We start from the raw sequence: 16273 nt of genomic DNA, 5'->3' as shown, positions 1-16273 counted from the left end.
GGGACTCCCTTTCGAGCTGCGGTCGAGGACCTTCTCCGCAGCCTATGCCTGTGTTGGTTGGCCTACGCTTCGCTCCGGCGGGTTCGCGGCACCCAGGGATCGTCGTTCGGGCACCACGGCTTGCTCTTTCGTCGCCTACGCAGCGGCACCCGAACGACGAGCCGACCGGCTCCGAGAAGCCCGATCGTCAGCGGTTGTACTGGTAGAAGCCGGCCCCCGTCTTCTTACCGAGCAGCCCGGCCTCCACCATGCGCATCAGCAGCGGCGGCGCCGAGTAGAGCGGCTCCTTGAATTCGGCGTACATGGAGTCGGCGATCGACTTCACGGTGTCGAGGCCCACCAGGTCGGTCAGGGCGAGCGGGCCCATGGGGTGGGCACAGCCGAGCACCATCGCCTTGTCGACGTCTTCCTTGGTGGCGAAGCCGGATTCGACCATGCGGATGGCCGAGAGCAGGTACGGCACGAGCAGCGCGTTGACGACGAAGCCGGAGCGGTCGGCGGAGCGCACGACCTGCTTGCCGAGGACCTCACCGGCGAAGGCTTCGGCGCGCGCGGAAACGGCTTCGCTGGTCTTGAGGGTGGTCACGAGCTCGACGAGCGGCAGCACCGGCACCGGGTTGAAGAAGTGCATGCCCACGACCCGCTCGGGGTTGTTGGTGGCGACGGCGATCTTCATGATCGGAATCGAGGAGGTGTTGGAGGCCAGCACGGCGTCGGGGTCGGTGACGACCTTGTCGAGTTCGCTGAAGATCGCGGTCTTGACGTCTTCGCTCTCCACGACGGCCTCGACGACCAACTGCCGGTCGGCGAAGTCACCGAGGTCGGAGGTGAACCGCAGCCGCCAGGCGGCCTGTTCGCGCTCGCGCTCGGTGATCTTGCCGCTGCTCACACCGCGATCCAGCGATCGCAGGATGCGGGCGCGGCCGGCGGCGGCCAGTTCCCGGGTCTGTTCGAACACGAGCACATCGACATGCGCCCGGGCGCAGACCTCGGCGATTCCGGCGCCCATCTGTCCAGCGCCGATGACTCCGACGCGTTGAATCTTCTCGCTGCTCACTGTTCCGCCTCTCCGGAATTTTTGCGGGCGGCTGAGTGCCGCGGTAGTCGTGCATCCGTTGTTGCGTCGGGTGCCAAACCGGTTCTGGATGTACCCGATGAGTTACCCATGTTCTTACGAAATCAGTTGTCTCGTATCGAATTTTGCCGGGCACGTTGTCGACTGTCGGGGTTCTAAGGGAAAAGCCCTCCCCGCCGGGGCTGTTCGACGGGAAGGGCTGCGGGCGCTCGTTGCAGGAGTGCCCATATCTGGTGGTGAGGTGAACCGGCGACAGCTGCCGCCGGTTCAGGTCACCGTCGCCCGGGAGGGGCGACCGGGTTCAGCTCAGTGGAACTGGCCCTCTTCGGTGGAGCCCTTCAGGGCCGCCGTCGAGGTGTTCGGGTCCACGGTGGTGGCGATGGTGTCGAAGTAGCCGGCACCGACCTCACGCTGGTGCTTGATGGCGGTGAAGCCACGCTCGGCGGCAGCCTTGAACTCGCGCTCCTGCAGGTCGACGAAGGCGGTCATACCCTCGCGGGCGTAACCGTAGGCCAGGTCGAAGGCCGCGTAGTTGAGCGAGTGGAAGCCCGCCAGGGTGATGAACTGGAACTTGAAGCCCATCGCCGCCAGCTCGCGCTGGAACTTCGCGATGGTGGCGTCGTCCAGGTGCGCCTTCCAGTTGAAGGACGGCGAGCAGTTGTAGGCCAGCAGCTGGTCCGGGAACTCGGACTTGACGCCCTCGGCGAACTTGCGGGCGACCTCCAGGTCCGGAATACCGGTCTCCATCCAGATCAGGTCGGAGTAGGGGGCGTAGGCCTTGGCACGCGCGATGCAGGGCTCGATGCCGTTCTTGACGTGGTAGAAGCCCTCGGCGGTGCGCTCACCGGTGATGAACGGACGGTCGCGCTCGTCGACGTCGGAGGTGATCAGGGTGGCGGCCTCGGCATCGGTACGGGCGATGACGACGGTCGGGGTGTCGGCGACGTCGGCGGCCAGGCGAGCCGAGGTCAGGGTGCGGATGTGCTGCTGGGTGGGGATCAGCACCTTGCCACCGAGGTGGCCGCACTTCTTCTCCGACGCCAGCTGGTCCTCCCAGTGGGTACCGGCGGCACCCGCGGCGATCATGGCCTTCTGCAGCTCGTAGACGTTCAGCGCGCCACCGAAGCCGGCCTCACCGTCGGCGACGATCGGCACGACCCAGTTGTCGACCGAGGTGTCGCCCTCGACCTTGGCGATCTCGTCGGCGCGCAGCAGCGCGTTGTTGATGCGGCGCACGACCGACGGCACCGAGTTGGCCGGGTACAGCGACTGGTCGGGGTAGGTGTGGCCGGACAGGTTCGCGTCACCGGCGACCTGCCAACCGGACAGGTAGATGGCCTTCAGGCCGGCACGCACGGCCTGCACGGCCTGGTTACCGGTCAGAGCGCCGAGCGAGTGGATGTACTCGCCCTCGGCGTTGACGCCCTCCCACAGCAGCTCCGCACCCCGGCGGGCAAGCGTGTGCTCCTCGACGACATTGCCCTGCAGCTGCACGACCTGCTCGGCCGTGTACTCGCGGGTGATGCCCTTCCAGCGCGGGTTGGTGTCCCAGTCCTTCTGGATCTCCGCAGCGGTCTTCGGGGTGCCGACGTTCGACATCTGATGACTCCACTTCTTCGTTCGGTCTCGGTTGCCCCGCTCGCCGAACATCCGCGCCGACTACGGGTCGCGATGTCCGAACTCTGCTGGAGCGGCAATTTGCAGGGTTGCTATGCCCATCGGGTGTACTTCCACACGATGGCACAACTAAAAATTGCCGTCTACCTGTTGCAAGTGTGAATCTCGGCTAGCTTTGCGGGGGTGTTTGCTAAGTCTGCAAAATTTGCCTGTTAATTGCACGCCCCACTTCTACTGGCGAGTAGGCCTGACATGCGGTTTTACGTAACGCCCGTACTGTTTCAGTGAGCCTTACCACCGCGGCGATTCGGGAGCACGCATTGCCGACTGTGAGGACCTTCACAAGCGCGGGCGGCTGCCCTCGGTGTGCGCCGCGCCACTCCCGGCTCCGTACGATTCGGACATACCTCGGCGGCTCGAACGAGCGGCTGCGACACTGATCGTCGTGCCCCGGGGGTCGGCACCGGAACCCGGAAAGGAACACGATGCGCACACTGTGGACCGCGGTCGCGGGCGTCGCCTGCTCCCTGGCACTGGCCGCGACGGCCGCCGTGATCGAGGCGCCCGGCGCCGCGGCAGACACGCCGGCGGTGCAATCGGTGGAGCCGCTGTCCGCGGCCGCGACGCTGCCCGGCTCCGTGGATTCCCAGCGCATCCTCTATACGACGAGCACGGTCGGGAATCAGCCGACGGTCGCGAGCGCCGCGGTGTATTTTCCGCCGGGCCCGGCTCCGGCCGGCGGCTGGCCGGTCGTCGCGTGGGCGCACGGCACGGTCGGCCTCGGCGACAGTTGCGCCTACAGCATCGCCGGCCCCGGCGCCGTGGATCGGGACTGGGCGTATCTGGGCACCTGGCTGAAGCAGGGCTACGCGATCGTGGCCGCCGATTACGCCGGCCTCGGCACCCCCGGCGATCACCCGTATCTCAACGGCGTCGTCGAGGCGCACAACGTGGTCGACGCCGTGCGGGCGGCCGTCGGCCACTACTCGCAGCTGTCGCGCGAGTGGGTCGTGGTCGGCCAGTCGCAGGGTGGCGGCGCGGCGATGTTCACCGCGCGCTACGCGACCGAGTTCGGTGGCCCCGACCTCGACTACCGGGGTGGCGTCGGCACCGGCGTACCGGCCTATATCGAGGACATCCTGATGCCGCTGGGCCCGGGCATCCCGCCGGTGAAGCTGAGCCCGCACACCACCGGATACGTTCTCTACATCCTGAACGGCCTGCGCACCACGTTCCCGGAACTCGGCATCGAGTCCTTCCTGACCGACTCCGGCCGGAACTGGCTCGACCGCGCGAAGGACGAATGTCTCACACCCCTCGGTGACGATCTGGCCGCCGCGGGCGTGGTGATCGGCGATCTGTTCACCCGCCCGTTGTCGCAGATTCCGAATCTGCACGGTTTGCTGTCCGGCTACCTCGGCTTGCCCGAAACCGGTTACGACAGGCCGATTTTCATGGGCCAGGGCCTGCGCGACACCGATGTGATCACCCCGGAGACACTGCGCTACGCGGGGGTTCTGACCGCCAACCGGCAGCCGCTGACCTTCCGGATCTATCCCACCGATCACGACGGCACGGTGAACGCCTCACTGGTCGATTCGTTGCCGTTCGTTCGCGGCCTGTTCGCCTGACGGTACAACTCGGTCGGTTATTCGGTTGTGCTATGTCACAGCCGGATTCCCGCGCCGATCGGTGCCCGTCGGGGAATTCCCATCGCCGACACGACGCCGCGCACGGGAGCGGTTATCGTGGCCCTCACGTGTGACGATCTGGCGACGGGACGCGACGACCGGCGGGCCCGCCCACTCGCGCACGCTGATCGGGAGCATGTGATGCGTGACATCGTCGAGGACCTGCTACGGGTCTGGCACAGCGGCCGCACGGGCGGCCTGGCAACCCTGGTCCGCACCTTCGGAAGCTCCCCCTTACCGGTGGGCTCGGCGATGCTCGTCGACCCCGACGGCGGTGTGCACGGATCGGTCTCCGACGGCTGCTACGAGGCCGCCGTCTACGAGGCCGCGGTGGAGGCCGCGCGCACCGGCCACCGAGAGCTGCGGCGCTTCGACGCGACCTCCGGATTCGACGTGAGCGCGGAATGCGGAACCATCGACGTGTTCGTAGAACCGTTCTCCCGCAACGACTTTCCGGAATTCGCGGCGGTGGCCGGGGATATCGCGCGGCACAAGCCCGTCACGGTGTTCACCGTCGTGTGGCACAGCGACCCGGAGGTGATCGGCCAGCATCTGGTCACCGACCGCCGGCACAACACCGAGCTGGTGTCGCTGCCGGAATCGGATGTGTTCGTCTCGTCCCACACCGCGCCGCCGCGACTGATCATCTTCGGCGCCAATACCTTCGCCGCCGCCTTGACGACCCAGGGCCGGCTGCTCGGCTACCGCGTGACCATCTGCGATCCGCGCGAGGCCTTCGCCGTGCCCGCCTCGTTCCCGGGCGCGGAAGTAGTGGTGGACTGGCCGCACCGCTATCTCAACGCCCAGGCCGGGATCGGGGCCATCGACCGCACCACCGCGATCGTCGCCGCGACCCAGGACCCGAAGTTCGAGATCCCCCTGCTCACCGTCGCGCTGCGCCTACCCGAGCTGGGCTATCTGGGCGCGCTCGGCTCGCATTCGGCGCACGACCACCGGCTCGAGGCATTGCAGGCCGGCGGATTCGGCGCCGACACGCTGGCCCGCTTGCACGCGCCGGCGGGCTTCGACGTCGGTGCCCGCACCCCGATGGAACATGCCGTGGCGATCGCCGCCGAACTGCTCGCGGTGCGGTCCGCGGGTTCGAGTCGGACCCCGGCACACGCCACCGCCGCCGCCTCCTGATCGTCCGGGGCCGACCCTAGGGTTCGAACCAGTCTCGGGCCGAACGTCGCAGCAGCAGCCCGGCGACCAGCACGGAGACCACCGGCCCGAGCCAGCCGGGCGGGCGGCCCACGACGATGGAGGGCACCGTCCACAGTGCGTTGAGCACCGCGAGCAGAACCGCGCTGATCCGGATGCTCGCGCCGACGGCGCCGAAGGCCAGGGCGACCGCGCCCAATATCCAGCTGGCGACGAACGACAGCCCGGTGATCAGCGCGACATGCCACCCGGACACCCAGCCCGCGGTGACGGTGCAGCCGACGCCGACCACGGCCAGGCCGAGCGCGAGGACCTGCGCCGCGCGAACCGTGAAAGGCATCCGGGGGATCGGCACGTCGTCGGCAGGGGTTGCGGCGCCGGGCTCCGAGACGAAGTCGGACTCGAGGGCGGGATCGGACTCACGAGCGGTATCGGACTTACGGGCGAGGTCGGGCTTACGGGCGAGGTCGGGCTCGAGCGCCGGGTCCGTGGCAGGCGCGAGGTCGCGGCCCGTGACCGGCTCGGGAGCGGCAGCGGGGTCTGGTGCGGAGTCGGGCATCAGCTCACCTCTTCCGGAAACTCCGGTTCGACGATCCTCTGGTTCGGCGATCCGAGGCACCGAGCATCGGCCCACGGCACGCAGACAACGACAAGCCCGTTGGCAATGTACCGCCCGCCACCGCCGCGGTCACCGCACGGACGCGGCGCGGCGCAATTCCCCTCGGCCCGAGCCGCCCCGGGGCCCGAGGCAGCGCCGCACCGGAAGGGTCAGCGGTCGCCGACCGGATCGGCCAGCTTCTCGACCACGACCTCCGCGAGCACCCGCTGCCGCAGCGACAGGTCGATCTCGCCGGCCACCGCCATCACCACCGCCGCGGCCGAGGTGGCAACCGCATCGGCGAGTATCGCGGGCCACTCCGGCCGGTCGGGTCCGGCCAGCGCGGCGATCACCGCGGCGGCCGCGGCATCACCGGCCCCCGTCGGATTGCCGCACAACGGCTCGGGCAGAACGGCCGACCACGCGCCGTCCGGTGTCACCGCGACCATGCCGCCGGCGCCCCGCGTCGCGATCACCGCTCCCGCGCCGTCGCCCATCAGCGCGGCGGCCGCCGCGGCCACCTCCTCGGTCGTGGCCGGGCGTGCCCCGGTCAGTCCCGCGAGTTCGTCGAGATCCGGCATGAGGATCACCCCCGGCACCCGGGCGGCGGCTTCGAGGGCGAGACCGTCCACATCGCAGATCACCGGAACCCCGGCGCCGAGTCCGATGCGGGCCAGGTCGGCGGGTAGCGACGCGCGCACGCCGCCGGGCAGCGACCCGGAGACGACGATGCCACCGGCCTCACCGGCCAGCCCCCGCAATCGCACCAGCAGTTGATCCACCGCGTCGGGATTGGTGAGTCGTGCCCCCGGCTCCCACAGCGAGGTTGCCGAGCCGTCGTGACTGTCGCTGATCACGACGGTGCGCCGCACCCACGGCAGCGCGTGCACGAAGTCCACCGGCAGTTCTCGTTCGGCAGCGGCGGAAAACGTATGATCAGCGAAACCTGTTGCGCGCGAATATTTCCCGATCTGATTGAGCACCCGGGTGACATTGATGCCCTTACCGCCGACACGCTGCTCGACCGACGAAACCCGATGCGCCCGTCCGGGTTCGAAGTTCTCGACCCGATAGGTCATATCGTAGGCCGGGTTCAGCGTCACGGTGAGGATCACCTCAACCACTGTCCTCGTCGCAGCACCGCGCGCAACTCCAGATCCGAATCGACCACCAGCACATCGGCGAACATCCCCGGCCGCAGATCACCGACGGCCGTCGCGCCGATCGCGGCCGCCGGCGTCGTCGCCGCCGCGCGCACCGCGTCGACCAGATCCACACCGCATTCGTGCACCGCCCAGCGCAGGCACCGCAATTGCGTCGCGGTTCCGCCGGCCAGGGCGCCGCTCGGCACCCGCGCCACCCCGGCTTCCACATGGACGGCCTGCGGGCCGAGACGGTAGTCACCGTCGGGCAGACCGGCCGCCTGCATGGCATCGGTCACCAGCGCCACGCGGTGCCGCGCCGTCGCGAAAACCAATGCCCCGAAACCGGATTCGATGTGCACGCCGTCTCCGATCAATTCGACCACCACATCACCGGCGGCCGCACCCACCAGTGCGGCGGCGACCGCGCCGGGCGCGCGATGGTGCAGCGGCGCCATCGTATTGGCGAGATGCGTGACCAGAGCACCGGCTCCGTTGGGCGCCAACGCTTCTGAGAACTGCTCGTAACCCGCGTCGGTATGGCCGAGCGCCACCACCACGCCGTGTTCGCCGAGTTGCGCCGCGGCGGCGGCGAATCCCGGGCGTTCGGGCGCGAGCGTCATCACGCGCAGATGCCCGTGCGCGGCCTCGAGCAGCCGCCGGATCAGTTCGGGATCGGGATCGCGGAGATAGCGGGGATCCTGTGCACCACAGCGCATCTCGGAAAGGAACGGACCTTCGACGTGTATTCCGGCGATCTCACCATCGGCGGCCACCTCGCGCAGGGCCGCGACCTGGGCCACCATCGTGTCGGGTGCGGCGGTCACGATGCTCGCCAGCACCGTCGTGGCCCCCTGGCGATGGTGATAGCGCGCCGCCGCGCGCGCCTGTTCCGGATCGGTGGTGTCGAATCGGTGGCCGTATCCGCCGTGGTTGTGGATGTCGACCAGACCGGGCAGCAAGGTCCCGAGATGCGGCGGCGGTTCGGCGCCCCGGTTGCCGAACGTCCATTGCGCGAGGGGCCGCACCGCCTCGATGCGACCGTCCAGCACCTCGAGCACCGCATCGTCGACGACCCCGGCCGAGGTGACCACGCGGCCGCGAAGCACCGGCTGCCCATCGTTCATTCGAGGACCTCCAGCCGGGCATAGCGGGCCGCGCCCACCAATCCGGCCCGCGCACCGAACGCACCCGTGACGACCTGCGGAACCGGCGCCACTCGCACCAGCCGCTCCAGACGCGCGCGCAGCCCCTCGCTCAGCACCGGCCCGGCGCCCGCCAGCCCGCCACCGAGCACGATGCGCTGCGGGCAGACCGCGTGCACGACCCCCAGGAGTCCGTCGGCCAGCGCGTCGATCGCGTCGTCGACCACGGCCCGGGCGTGCGCATCGTCCGGCAGAGCCGCGAAAACCGCTTCGGCGCCGTCGATGTCGCGGCCGGTGCGCTCGCGGTAGGCCCGCATGATGGACGGTCCGGAGGCCACGGTTTCCACGCACCCGATATTTCCGCAGGAGCAGCGTCGCCCGTCGTGCCGCACCGGGATATGCCCGTATTCACCGGCCTGCCCGGCGCCACCGCGCACGAGCCGCCCTCCAACGGCCAGTGCCCCGCTGATTCCGGTGCCGAGGTTCACCACCAGCACATCGTCGGCGCCGCGTCCGGCACCCAGGCGCCACTCCGCCCAGCCGGCCAGGATCACATCGTGTTCGATCAGTATCGGAAATCCCCACCGGTCCTGTAATCGACTGCCCACCACCACATCTCGCCAGCCGATATTGCTGCTGAACACCGCCAGCGACCGTGCGGCGTCCACGATGCCCGGCAGTCCGATCGCCCCGCGACGCAGGCCGGCCCGTGTCTCGTCGGAGACCTCGGCCAGCAATCGGTCGCCCAGCGCGGCCATGGCGTCGAAGGCCCGCTCACCGCGCGGGGTGGGCACCGTCGCGGCGGCCTCGACCCGGCCGGCGGAGTCGCTGATCTCCGCCTTGATCGTGGTTCCACCGACATCCATGGCGAGGACCGGATCGAGCTCCCTCGCTTCGGTCATCGCAGGATCACCGATCGCCGCAGCCCGCGCGGATGGTCGGGATCCAGTCCCAGATCCGCGGACCGCAGCAGGCACAGCCGATGCACGCGCACGAGATCGGCCATCGGATCGATATCGCGATATTCGACATGCGCTCCGGTAGCGGCGATGTCCTCGCGCAGCCCAGCGGCGACGTGCCCCAGCGCCCACACCGCACGACCCGGTGCCGCGATACTGATGGGACCGTGCCGATATTCGGTCGCGAGATACCCTTCCGCCCAGGCCCGGCAGGATTCCCGCAATTTCAACCCCGCCTCCTCGGCCAGCGCCGCGGCGAAACCCATTCCCACGAAAGTGATCTGCTCCGCGTTGCGGACGGCGGCCGGCACACTCGACTCGGCGGCCTCGTCCAGGACCGCGCGGGCCTGTTCGATCGCCGGCGCCAGATCCTCCCCCAGATGCCACCGCAGTATCGCGAGAGCCGTTGTCGCGAAACGGGTTTGGACCACCGAACGCTCGTCGACCGCGTCGATGAGGATCGGGTCGGCGAGCTCGAGTACCGGCGTCCCCGGACTGGAGCAGATCACGGTGCGCGCCACCGTGGCAGGCATCGCCCGCATCGCGTCGACCACCTCGGTGGTGGTACCGGAACGGCAGATCACCAGATAGCGGTCGTAATCGCGGCCACCGCGCACCGCACTCGCCGGCCACGCGTCGGTGAGACCGTGGCCGGCCGATTCCCGGAGTTCGGCGATCGCGCACGCCATGAAGTAGGAGGTGCCGCAGCCCACGACCGCCACCCGCTCGCCGGGGCTCGGCAGCAGCGTTCGGTGCTCTGCCGCGACCGCCGCGGCCCATGCCCAGTCGTCGGGCTGGGTGGCCACCTCGGCGGCCAGGTGGGGCCGGGGCGGATGCGTGCGATCCGAGCTCTCGGTGGAGGGCGGCACGGTCTCAGAATCGGACCGCGATTCGATCATGTCAACTTTCCCGCGAATCGTCCCGCGCGACCGCCGCCCCGGTTAGATTCGGACGAGCCGGACCGGTCCCCACCCTCCGGCATCCGCCGATGTCCCGCGAATGCCGCGGGTGACGGTTGTACGAAGGGGAAGGTTGACGCTTGGTGTCCGGTCGGCCGCGCGGTGCGTTCACGATCGCCGCGGTTCTCGTCGTGCTGTCGGTAACCGTCGCCGCCTGCGGCTTCCGCGGCCGCAGCACCGATGATTCCGATCCCGGCGCACTGGCACTGCTGGTGCCCGCCTACAGCGACGCGACCCGCGCGGAGTGGGCTGCGATCATCGCGGGCTTCCGCGCACAGAATCCGCAGATCACGATCCATCTTCAGGTCGAATCGTGGGATTCGATCAACGAGGTGATCCGCACCGATCTGCAGTCGGTGACGACCACACCCGACATTCTCGGCATCGACGCCTACTCCGCCTACGCGACCGACGACATGCTCTATCCGGCCACCGATATCGCCGACCCGGCGGTCCTGCACGACATCGACCCCGGCTTCGCCCGCAACGCCTCCATCGGCGGAACCCAATGGGCGCTACCGCTGTTCGCCTCGACGCGCACGCTGTTCTACAACACCGACCTGTTCGCCCGCGCCGGCATCGCCGCCCCGCCGCGGACCTGGTCCGAGTTGCGCGAGGACGCGCACCGCATCCAGGCCCTCGGCGGCGGCATCTCCGGTTACGGCCTGCCGCTGGGCAGTGAGGAGGCGCAGGGCGAGACGTCGATCTGGACGTTCGGCGCCGGCGGCAGCTGGTCCGACGGCGCGACCCTCACCGTCGACACCGACGCCAACCGCGAAGGGGTGCGGGCGATGTCGGAACTGGCCGCGGCGGGCGACACCCAGCCGAATCCGGGCTCCACCGATCGCAAGGACGTGATCAACGCATTCGTCCAGGGCCGGATCGGCATGATCGAAGGTTTGCCGCCGGTATTGGGCATGATCGACCGGCAGAATCCGGCGTTTCGTTACGCCACCGCACCCTCACCGACGAAAACCGGTGCGTCCGTCACCCTCGGCGTCGCCGACCACTTGATGGCGTTCCGTAAACACCGCAACAAGCAGGCCGCGATCCGGCAGTTCCTGAACTACTTCTATTCACCCGCGGTCTACTCGGAATTCGTGCGGGCGGAGCACTTCATCCCGATCACCACCTCCGGAACTCGCGCGCTCGCCCACGATCCGGTGACCGAAACCTTCGCCGCCACCCTGCCGGTCGCCCGCTTCTATCCCTCCGCCGATCCGAAATGGGCCGCGGTTCAGGGCGCGATCCGCCAGCAGATGGGCACGGTGGCACAGGGCGCGGACCCGGCGGAGGTCCTGCGCCGCATCGCGCGGGCGGCGCAATGAGCAGCCCACGCGGCCGCACCGGATCCGCGATCCGCGCCCTGCCGTGGATCGGCCCGGTGATCCTCCTGATCGCCGCGGTGGTCGCATTTCCCGCCGGATACATGCTCTGGACCAGCACCCGCGATCTCAGCCGCTACGGTCGTGATCGCGGCTTCGCCGGGACGGCCAACTTCCGCCGGCTGTTCGGCATCGAGGAGCTCGGCAGCGTCCTCGCCCACACCGTCGTCTGGGTGGTCGCCGTCGTGCTGATCACCCTGGTGGTCTCGGCGGCGCTGGCGCAATTTCTCGCTCTCGACTTTCCCGGCCGTACCCTGATCCGGCTGGCGATCCTGGTGCCGTGGGCGGCCTCGGTGGTCATGACCACGAGTGTGTTCGCCTATCTGCTGGATCCGGAGGTCGGCCTCGCCAATCGCCTCCTGGTCGATGTCGGTGTGCTCGATCGGGGTTTCGGGTTCACCAAGGAGCCGGGATCGGCCTTCGCGGTGGCGATCGCGGTCGCGGTCTTCGTGTCGATCCCGTTCACCACCTATACGATTCTGGCCGGGCTGCAATCGATTCCGGTGGAAGTGGGCGAGGCGGGCCGGGTGGACGGCGCATCGGCGTGGCAACGTTACCGATATCTGACGCTGCCGCAGCTACGTCCGGCGATCGCGGTCGCCACCGTCGTCAACATCATCAACGTCTTCAATTCGCTGCCGATCCTGCAGGTGCTGACGGGCAGTATCGCCGGATTCTCCGCCGACACCACAACCACGTTGACCTACAAGCTGATTCGGCAGAATCAACAGCTGGCCACCGCCGCCGCGATGAGTGTGCTGAACTTCGCGCTGATCGCCGTGATCATCGCGGTCTACGTGAAACTGGTCCGGCCGACCGCGGAAGCCGGCGCATGACCACCCGCGAACGCGCCGTGCGGAAACCGAAGCGGCGCTGGGGACTGACCGCGGCCGGTGTCGTGATCGCGGCGGTGTTTCTCGTCCCGTATCTCGTGATGGTGCTCGGATCGCTGAAACCCCGGTCGGAGATCCTGCGCATTCCGCCGGCCTATCTGCCGGATCGGTGGCGGCCCGCGAACTACGCCGATATGTGGCATACCCCGGAAACGCCGCTGCCGTTCAATATCGTCAGCACCCTGGCCATCTCGGTGCTCGCGACACTGATCGTGCTGGCCGTGGCCGTGCCGGCCGCGTATTACACTGCACGACAGCACTTTCCGGGAAGGGCCGCCTTTCTCGGCGCGGTGCTCGTCACTCAGATGCTGCAGCCGACGGTGCTGGTGACGGGCCTGATCCGGGAGTTCTTCGCCGTCGGCATCAACGACACCTGGTTCGCGATGATTCTGGTGAACGCGGCGTTCAACCTCTCGTTCGCGGTGTGGATCCTGCACAGCTTCTTCGCCTCGATTCCGGTGCAGATCGAGGAAGCCGCGCAACTCGACGGACTGTCCCGCCCGCATATTCTGCTGCGAATCAGCCTGCCGCTGGTATGGCCCGGAATTGTCACCGCGACGATTTTCGTCTTCGTCTCCTGCTGGAACGAATTCGCGGCGAGCCTGGTGGTGCTGACCACTCCGGAAAATCAACCGCTCGCGGTGGCGCTGACGAAATTCGTCGGCCAATACGACACCGCCTGGCAATTCGTGTTCGCCATCTCCACCGTCGGCATCGTGCCGGTTGTCGTGCTGTTCGCCCTCATCGAGAAGCGGCTGGTCGCGGGCCTGACCGCTGGCAGCGTGAAGTGATCGCCACGACACGCCGGTCCTGGCGACAATCGACTTGACGAATCGCATATACGGCTGCCATTATTGAAGTGGGAAGACACCGATAATGCGGTGTCTTATTCTTGTCGCGCTCTCGACAACCTTCTCTTTGCGGTGTACTTTGGGACCTCCCGCAGCCCGGATGCCCGCCAACTCTCGAAATACGAAACAGCCGTGGACAGTGATGCAATCTGCGCGTCACCGACCATCGGCTCGGCCGAGGCATGTTCGGACGACATCCGGTGCGGATTTGTGCATACAGCCCCTACAGGACAAGCAGATCTCGTGCCGGTCACCCATGTCGTGACCGCGCGCGGTGCTGGAAGGACGCGCCTTGACAATCCCGAAACGACTCTCGTTCGCGAAACTCACCGAGCCCCTGGAAATTCCGGGGCTGCTCGAGGTTCAGACCGATTCGTTCGCCTGGCTGGTCGGAGCGCCCGAGTGGCAACGGCGCGCGGCCGCGCGGGGCAATGACTCGATGGGCGGGCTCGCCGAGGTGCTGGCCGAGGTCAGCCCCATCGAGGACTTCTCCGAAACGATGTCGCTCACACTCTCCGATCCGCGCTTCGAAGAGGTCAAGGCCTCGATCGATGAGTGCAAGGACAAGGACATGACCTACGCGGCGCCGTTGTTCGTGACCGCGGAGTTCGTCAACAACAACACCGGTGAGATCAAGTCGCAGACGGTCTTCATGGGTGACTTTCCGATGATGACCGAGAAGGGCACGTTCATCGTCAACGGCACCGAGCGCGTGGTCGTGTCGCAGTTGGTGCGTTCGCCCGGTGTGTATTTCGACGAGTCCATCGACAAGGGCACGGAGAAGACGCTGTATTCGGCGCGGGTGATTCCGTCGCGCGGGGCGTGGCTGGAGTTCGATGTCGACAAGCGCGACACCGTGGGTGTGCGGATCGATCGCAAGCGTCGTCAGCCGGTCACCGTCCTGCTCAAGGCGCTGGGCTGGAGCAGCGAACGGATCGCCGAACGCTTCGGATTCTCCGAGATCATGACCACCTCACTGGCCAAGGACAACACCGCCGGCACCGACGAGGCGCTGCTCGACATCCACCGCAAGCTGCGTCCGGGCGAGCCGCCGACCAAGGAGTCCGCGCAGAACCTGCTGGAGAACTTGTTCTTCCGGGACAACCGCTACGATCTCGGCGCGGTCGGCCGGTACAAGATCAACAAGAAACTCGGGGTGCACGGGGGCCGCACGGGTGGTCCGCGCGTGCTGACCGAGGACGACATCGTCACCATCATCGAATACCTGTTGCGTTTGCGCGCAGGCGATTCCACGATGACCGCGGCCGGTGGGCCGGAAGTTCCGGTCGAGGTCGACGATATCGACCACTTCGGCAACCGGCGGGTCCGCACGGTCGGCGAGTTGATCCAGAATCAGATCCGCATCGGGCTCTCGCGGATGGAGCGGGTGGTCCGGGAACGGATGACCACGCAGGACGTCGAGGCCATCACTCCGCAGACCCTGATCAACATCCGCCCGATCACCGCGGCGGTCCGCGAGTTCTTCGGCAGTTCACAGCTGTCGCAGTTCCTGGACGAACGCAATCCACTGGCGAGTCTGACCAACAAGCGCCGACTCTCGGCGCTGGGGCCCGGCGGCCTGAGCCGCGAGCGCGCCGGTCTGGAGGTTCGCGATGTGCACTACAGCCACTACGGCCGGATGTGCCCGATCGAGACGCCCGAAGGGCCGAGTATCGGCCTCATCGGCTACCTCTCGGTATACGCGCGGGTCAATCCGTTCGGCTTCATCGAGACTCCGTACCGCCGGGTGGTCGACGGCGCCGTCACCGACGAGGTCGACTATCTGACCGCCGACGAGGAGGACCGGCACGTCGTCGCCCAGGCCAATGAACCGCTCGATGCCGGAGGCCGCTTCGTCGCCGCACGAATCCCGGTGCGGCGCAAGAATTCCGAGGTCGAGCTCGTCGATTCGAATCTGATCGACTATATGGATGTCTCCCCGCGCCAGATGGTGTCGGTCGCGACCGCCATGATTCCGTTCCTCGAGCACGACGACGCCAACCGCGCCCTGATGGGTGCGAATATGCAGAAGCAGGCGGTTCCGTTGCTGCGCACCGAAGCGCCGCTGGTCGGCACCGGTATGGAGCGGCGGGCCGCCGTCGACGCCGGGGACCTGATCGTCAACGAGAAATCCGGTGTGGTGGAGGAGGTTTCGGCCGACTACATCACCGTCATGCACGACGACGGGACGCGGCGCAGCTACCGGCTGCGGAAGTACTCGCGCACCAATCAGGGCACCTGCGCCAACCAGCGTCCGATCGTGGACGAAGGGCAGCGGGTGGTCGGCGGGGACGCCCTCGCCGACGGTCCGGCCACCGAGAACGGTGAGATGGCGTTGGGGAAGAACTTGTTGGTGGCGATCATGCCGTGGGAGGGTCACAATTACGAGGACGCGATCATTCTGTCGCAGCGTCTCGTGGAGGAGGACGTGCTGACCTCGATTCATATCGAGGAGCATGAGATCGATGCTCGCGACACCAAGCTCGGTGCCGAGGAGATCACTCGTGATATTCCGAACGTGTCGGATGAGGTGCTGGCGGATCTGGACGAGCGTGGCATCGTGCGGATCGGTGCCGAGGTGCGTGACGGTGACATCCTGGTCGGCAAGGTGACTCCGAAGGGTGAGACCGAGCTGACTCCCGAGGAGCGGTTGTTGCGTGCGATCTTCGGTGAGAAGGCCCGCGAGGTGCGTGACACGTCGTTGAAGGTGCCCCACGGTGAGTCGGGCAAGGTGATCGGTATTCGTGTGTTCTCGCGTGAGGACGACGACGATCTGCCTCCCGGCGTCAACGAACTC

Annotated in this window: 13 protein-coding genes; 6 read left to right on the top strand and 7 right to left on the bottom strand. The window is 67.7% G+C overall.

Annotated elements, in window-relative coordinates; translation table 11 throughout:
* Positions 1–187: 187 nt before the first annotated feature.
* Positions 188–1057, bottom strand: a complete 870-nt coding sequence (locus ACPCUW_RS33180; RefSeq protein ID WP_030518802.1) for a 3-hydroxybutyryl-CoA dehydrogenase — start codon at positions 1055–1057, stop codon at positions 188–190.
* A gap of 324 nt (positions 1058–1381) precedes the next feature.
* Positions 1382–2674, bottom strand: a complete 1293-nt coding sequence (gene aceA / locus ACPCUW_RS33175; protein ID WP_030518801.1) for an isocitrate lyase — start codon at positions 2672–2674, stop codon at positions 1382–1384.
* 503 nt (positions 2675–3177) lie between these two features.
* Between aceA and ACPCUW_RS33170 the strand changes: the two genes are divergently transcribed.
* The gene (locus ACPCUW_RS33170; RefSeq protein ID WP_218403111.1) at positions 3178–4323 is read left to right on the top strand and encodes a lipase family protein; all 1146 of its coding nucleotides are present in this window, start codon (positions 3178–3180) and stop codon (positions 4321–4323) included.
* A gap of 201 nt (positions 4324–4524) precedes the next feature.
* On the top strand, positions 4525–5526 hold the full coding sequence (locus tag ACPCUW_RS33165; RefSeq protein WP_064909753.1) for an XdhC family protein: 1002 nt from the start codon (positions 4525–4527) through the stop codon (positions 5524–5526).
* A gap of 16 nt (positions 5527–5542) precedes the next feature.
* Here ACPCUW_RS33165 and ACPCUW_RS33160 read toward each other — a convergent pair whose 3' ends face one another.
* From ACPCUW_RS33160 to ACPCUW_RS33140, 5 genes are all read right to left on the bottom strand, one after another.
* Positions 5543–6103, bottom strand: coding sequence for a hypothetical protein (locus ACPCUW_RS33160; RefSeq protein WP_423429258.1), 561 nt, complete (start codon positions 6101–6103; stop codon positions 5543–5545).
* A 209-nt stretch (positions 6104–6312) separates the two neighbouring features.
* Complete coding sequence (locus tag ACPCUW_RS33155) at positions 6313–7266, bottom strand: hexose kinase (protein ID WP_423429256.1); 954 nt, start codon at positions 7264–7266, stop codon at positions 6313–6315.
* The gene (nagA, locus tag ACPCUW_RS33150) at positions 7254–8411 is read right to left on the bottom strand and encodes an N-acetylglucosamine-6-phosphate deacetylase (RefSeq protein WP_423429254.1); all 1158 of its coding nucleotides are present in this window, start codon (positions 8409–8411) and stop codon (positions 7254–7256) included. The genes ACPCUW_RS33155 and nagA overlap by 13 nt, the downstream gene beginning before the upstream one ends.
* Positions 8408–9331 (bottom strand): ROK family protein, encoded by a 924-nt coding sequence (locus tag ACPCUW_RS33145; RefSeq protein WP_423429253.1) that lies wholly within the window; start codon positions 9329–9331, stop codon positions 8408–8410. Before ACPCUW_RS33145 ends, nagA begins: the two co-directional genes overlap by 4 nt.
* On the bottom strand, positions 9328–10257 hold the full coding sequence (locus tag ACPCUW_RS33140) for an SIS domain-containing protein (protein WP_423429251.1): 930 nt from the start codon (positions 10255–10257) through the stop codon (positions 9328–9330). Before ACPCUW_RS33140 ends, ACPCUW_RS33145 begins: the two co-directional genes overlap by 4 nt.
* Before the next feature lie 173 nt (positions 10258–10430).
* Here ACPCUW_RS33140 and ACPCUW_RS33135 point away from each other — a divergent pair, with 173 nt between their 5' ends.
* The 4 genes from ACPCUW_RS33135 to rpoB all read left to right on the top strand — a co-directional run.
* The gene (locus tag ACPCUW_RS33135) at positions 10431–11675 is read left to right on the top strand and encodes an extracellular solute-binding protein (protein WP_423429249.1); all 1245 of its coding nucleotides are present in this window, start codon (positions 10431–10433) and stop codon (positions 11673–11675) included.
* Positions 11672–12568, top strand: coding sequence for a carbohydrate ABC transporter permease (locus ACPCUW_RS33130; RefSeq protein WP_423429247.1), 897 nt, complete (start codon positions 11672–11674; stop codon positions 12566–12568). Before ACPCUW_RS33135 ends, ACPCUW_RS33130 begins: the two co-directional genes overlap by 4 nt.
* On the top strand, positions 12565–13416 hold the full coding sequence (locus tag ACPCUW_RS33125; RefSeq protein WP_423429245.1) for a carbohydrate ABC transporter permease: 852 nt from the start codon (positions 12565–12567) through the stop codon (positions 13414–13416). Before ACPCUW_RS33130 ends, ACPCUW_RS33125 begins: the two co-directional genes overlap by 4 nt.
* Positions 13417–13768: 352 nt before the next feature.
* On the top strand, positions 13769–16273 hold a 2505-nt coding region (gene rpoB / locus ACPCUW_RS33120; protein WP_423429244.1), incomplete at its 3' end, for a DNA-directed RNA polymerase subunit beta.

Origin of the sequence: Nocardia sp. AB354 (genome assembly GCF_049538315.1) — a bacterium.
GTDB classification, from domain to species: Bacteria; Actinomycetota; Actinomycetes; order Mycobacteriales; family Mycobacteriaceae; genus Nocardia; species Nocardia nova.
Note: the sequence above shows the minus strand (reverse complement) of the source record. Positions and strands in the feature narration are given on the sequence as shown.

Excerpts from the sequence above, each read along its gene's own strand:
- ACPCUW_RS33165 (WP_064909753.1), top strand. The coding sequence starts at position 4,525 with ATGCGTGACATCGTCGAGGACCTGCTACGGGTCTGGCACAGCGGCCGC.
- nagA (WP_423429254.1), bottom strand. The coding sequence starts at position 8,411 with ATGAACGATGGGCAGCCGGTGCTTCGCGGCCGCGTGGTCACCTCGGCC.
- ACPCUW_RS33170 (WP_218403111.1), top strand. The coding sequence starts at position 3,178 with ATGCGCACACTGTGGACCGCGGTCGCGGGCGTCGCCTGCTCCCTGGCA.
- ACPCUW_RS33125 (WP_423429245.1), top strand. The coding sequence starts at position 12,565 with ATGACCACCCGCGAACGCGCCGTGCGGAAACCGAAGCGGCGCTGGGGA.
- ACPCUW_RS33130 (WP_423429247.1), top strand. The coding sequence starts at position 11,672 with ATGAGCAGCCCACGCGGCCGCACCGGATCCGCGATCCGCGCCCTGCCG.
- ACPCUW_RS33145 (WP_423429253.1), bottom strand. The coding sequence starts at position 9,331 with ATGACCGAAGCGAGGGAGCTCGATCCGGTCCTCGCCATGGATGTCGGT.
- aceA (WP_030518801.1), bottom strand. The coding sequence starts at position 2,674 with ATGTCGAACGTCGGCACCCCGAAGACCGCTGCGGAGATCCAGAAGGAC.
- ACPCUW_RS33160 (WP_423429258.1), bottom strand. The coding sequence starts at position 6,103 with ATGCCCGACTCCGCACCAGACCCCGCTGCCGCTCCCGAGCCGGTCACG.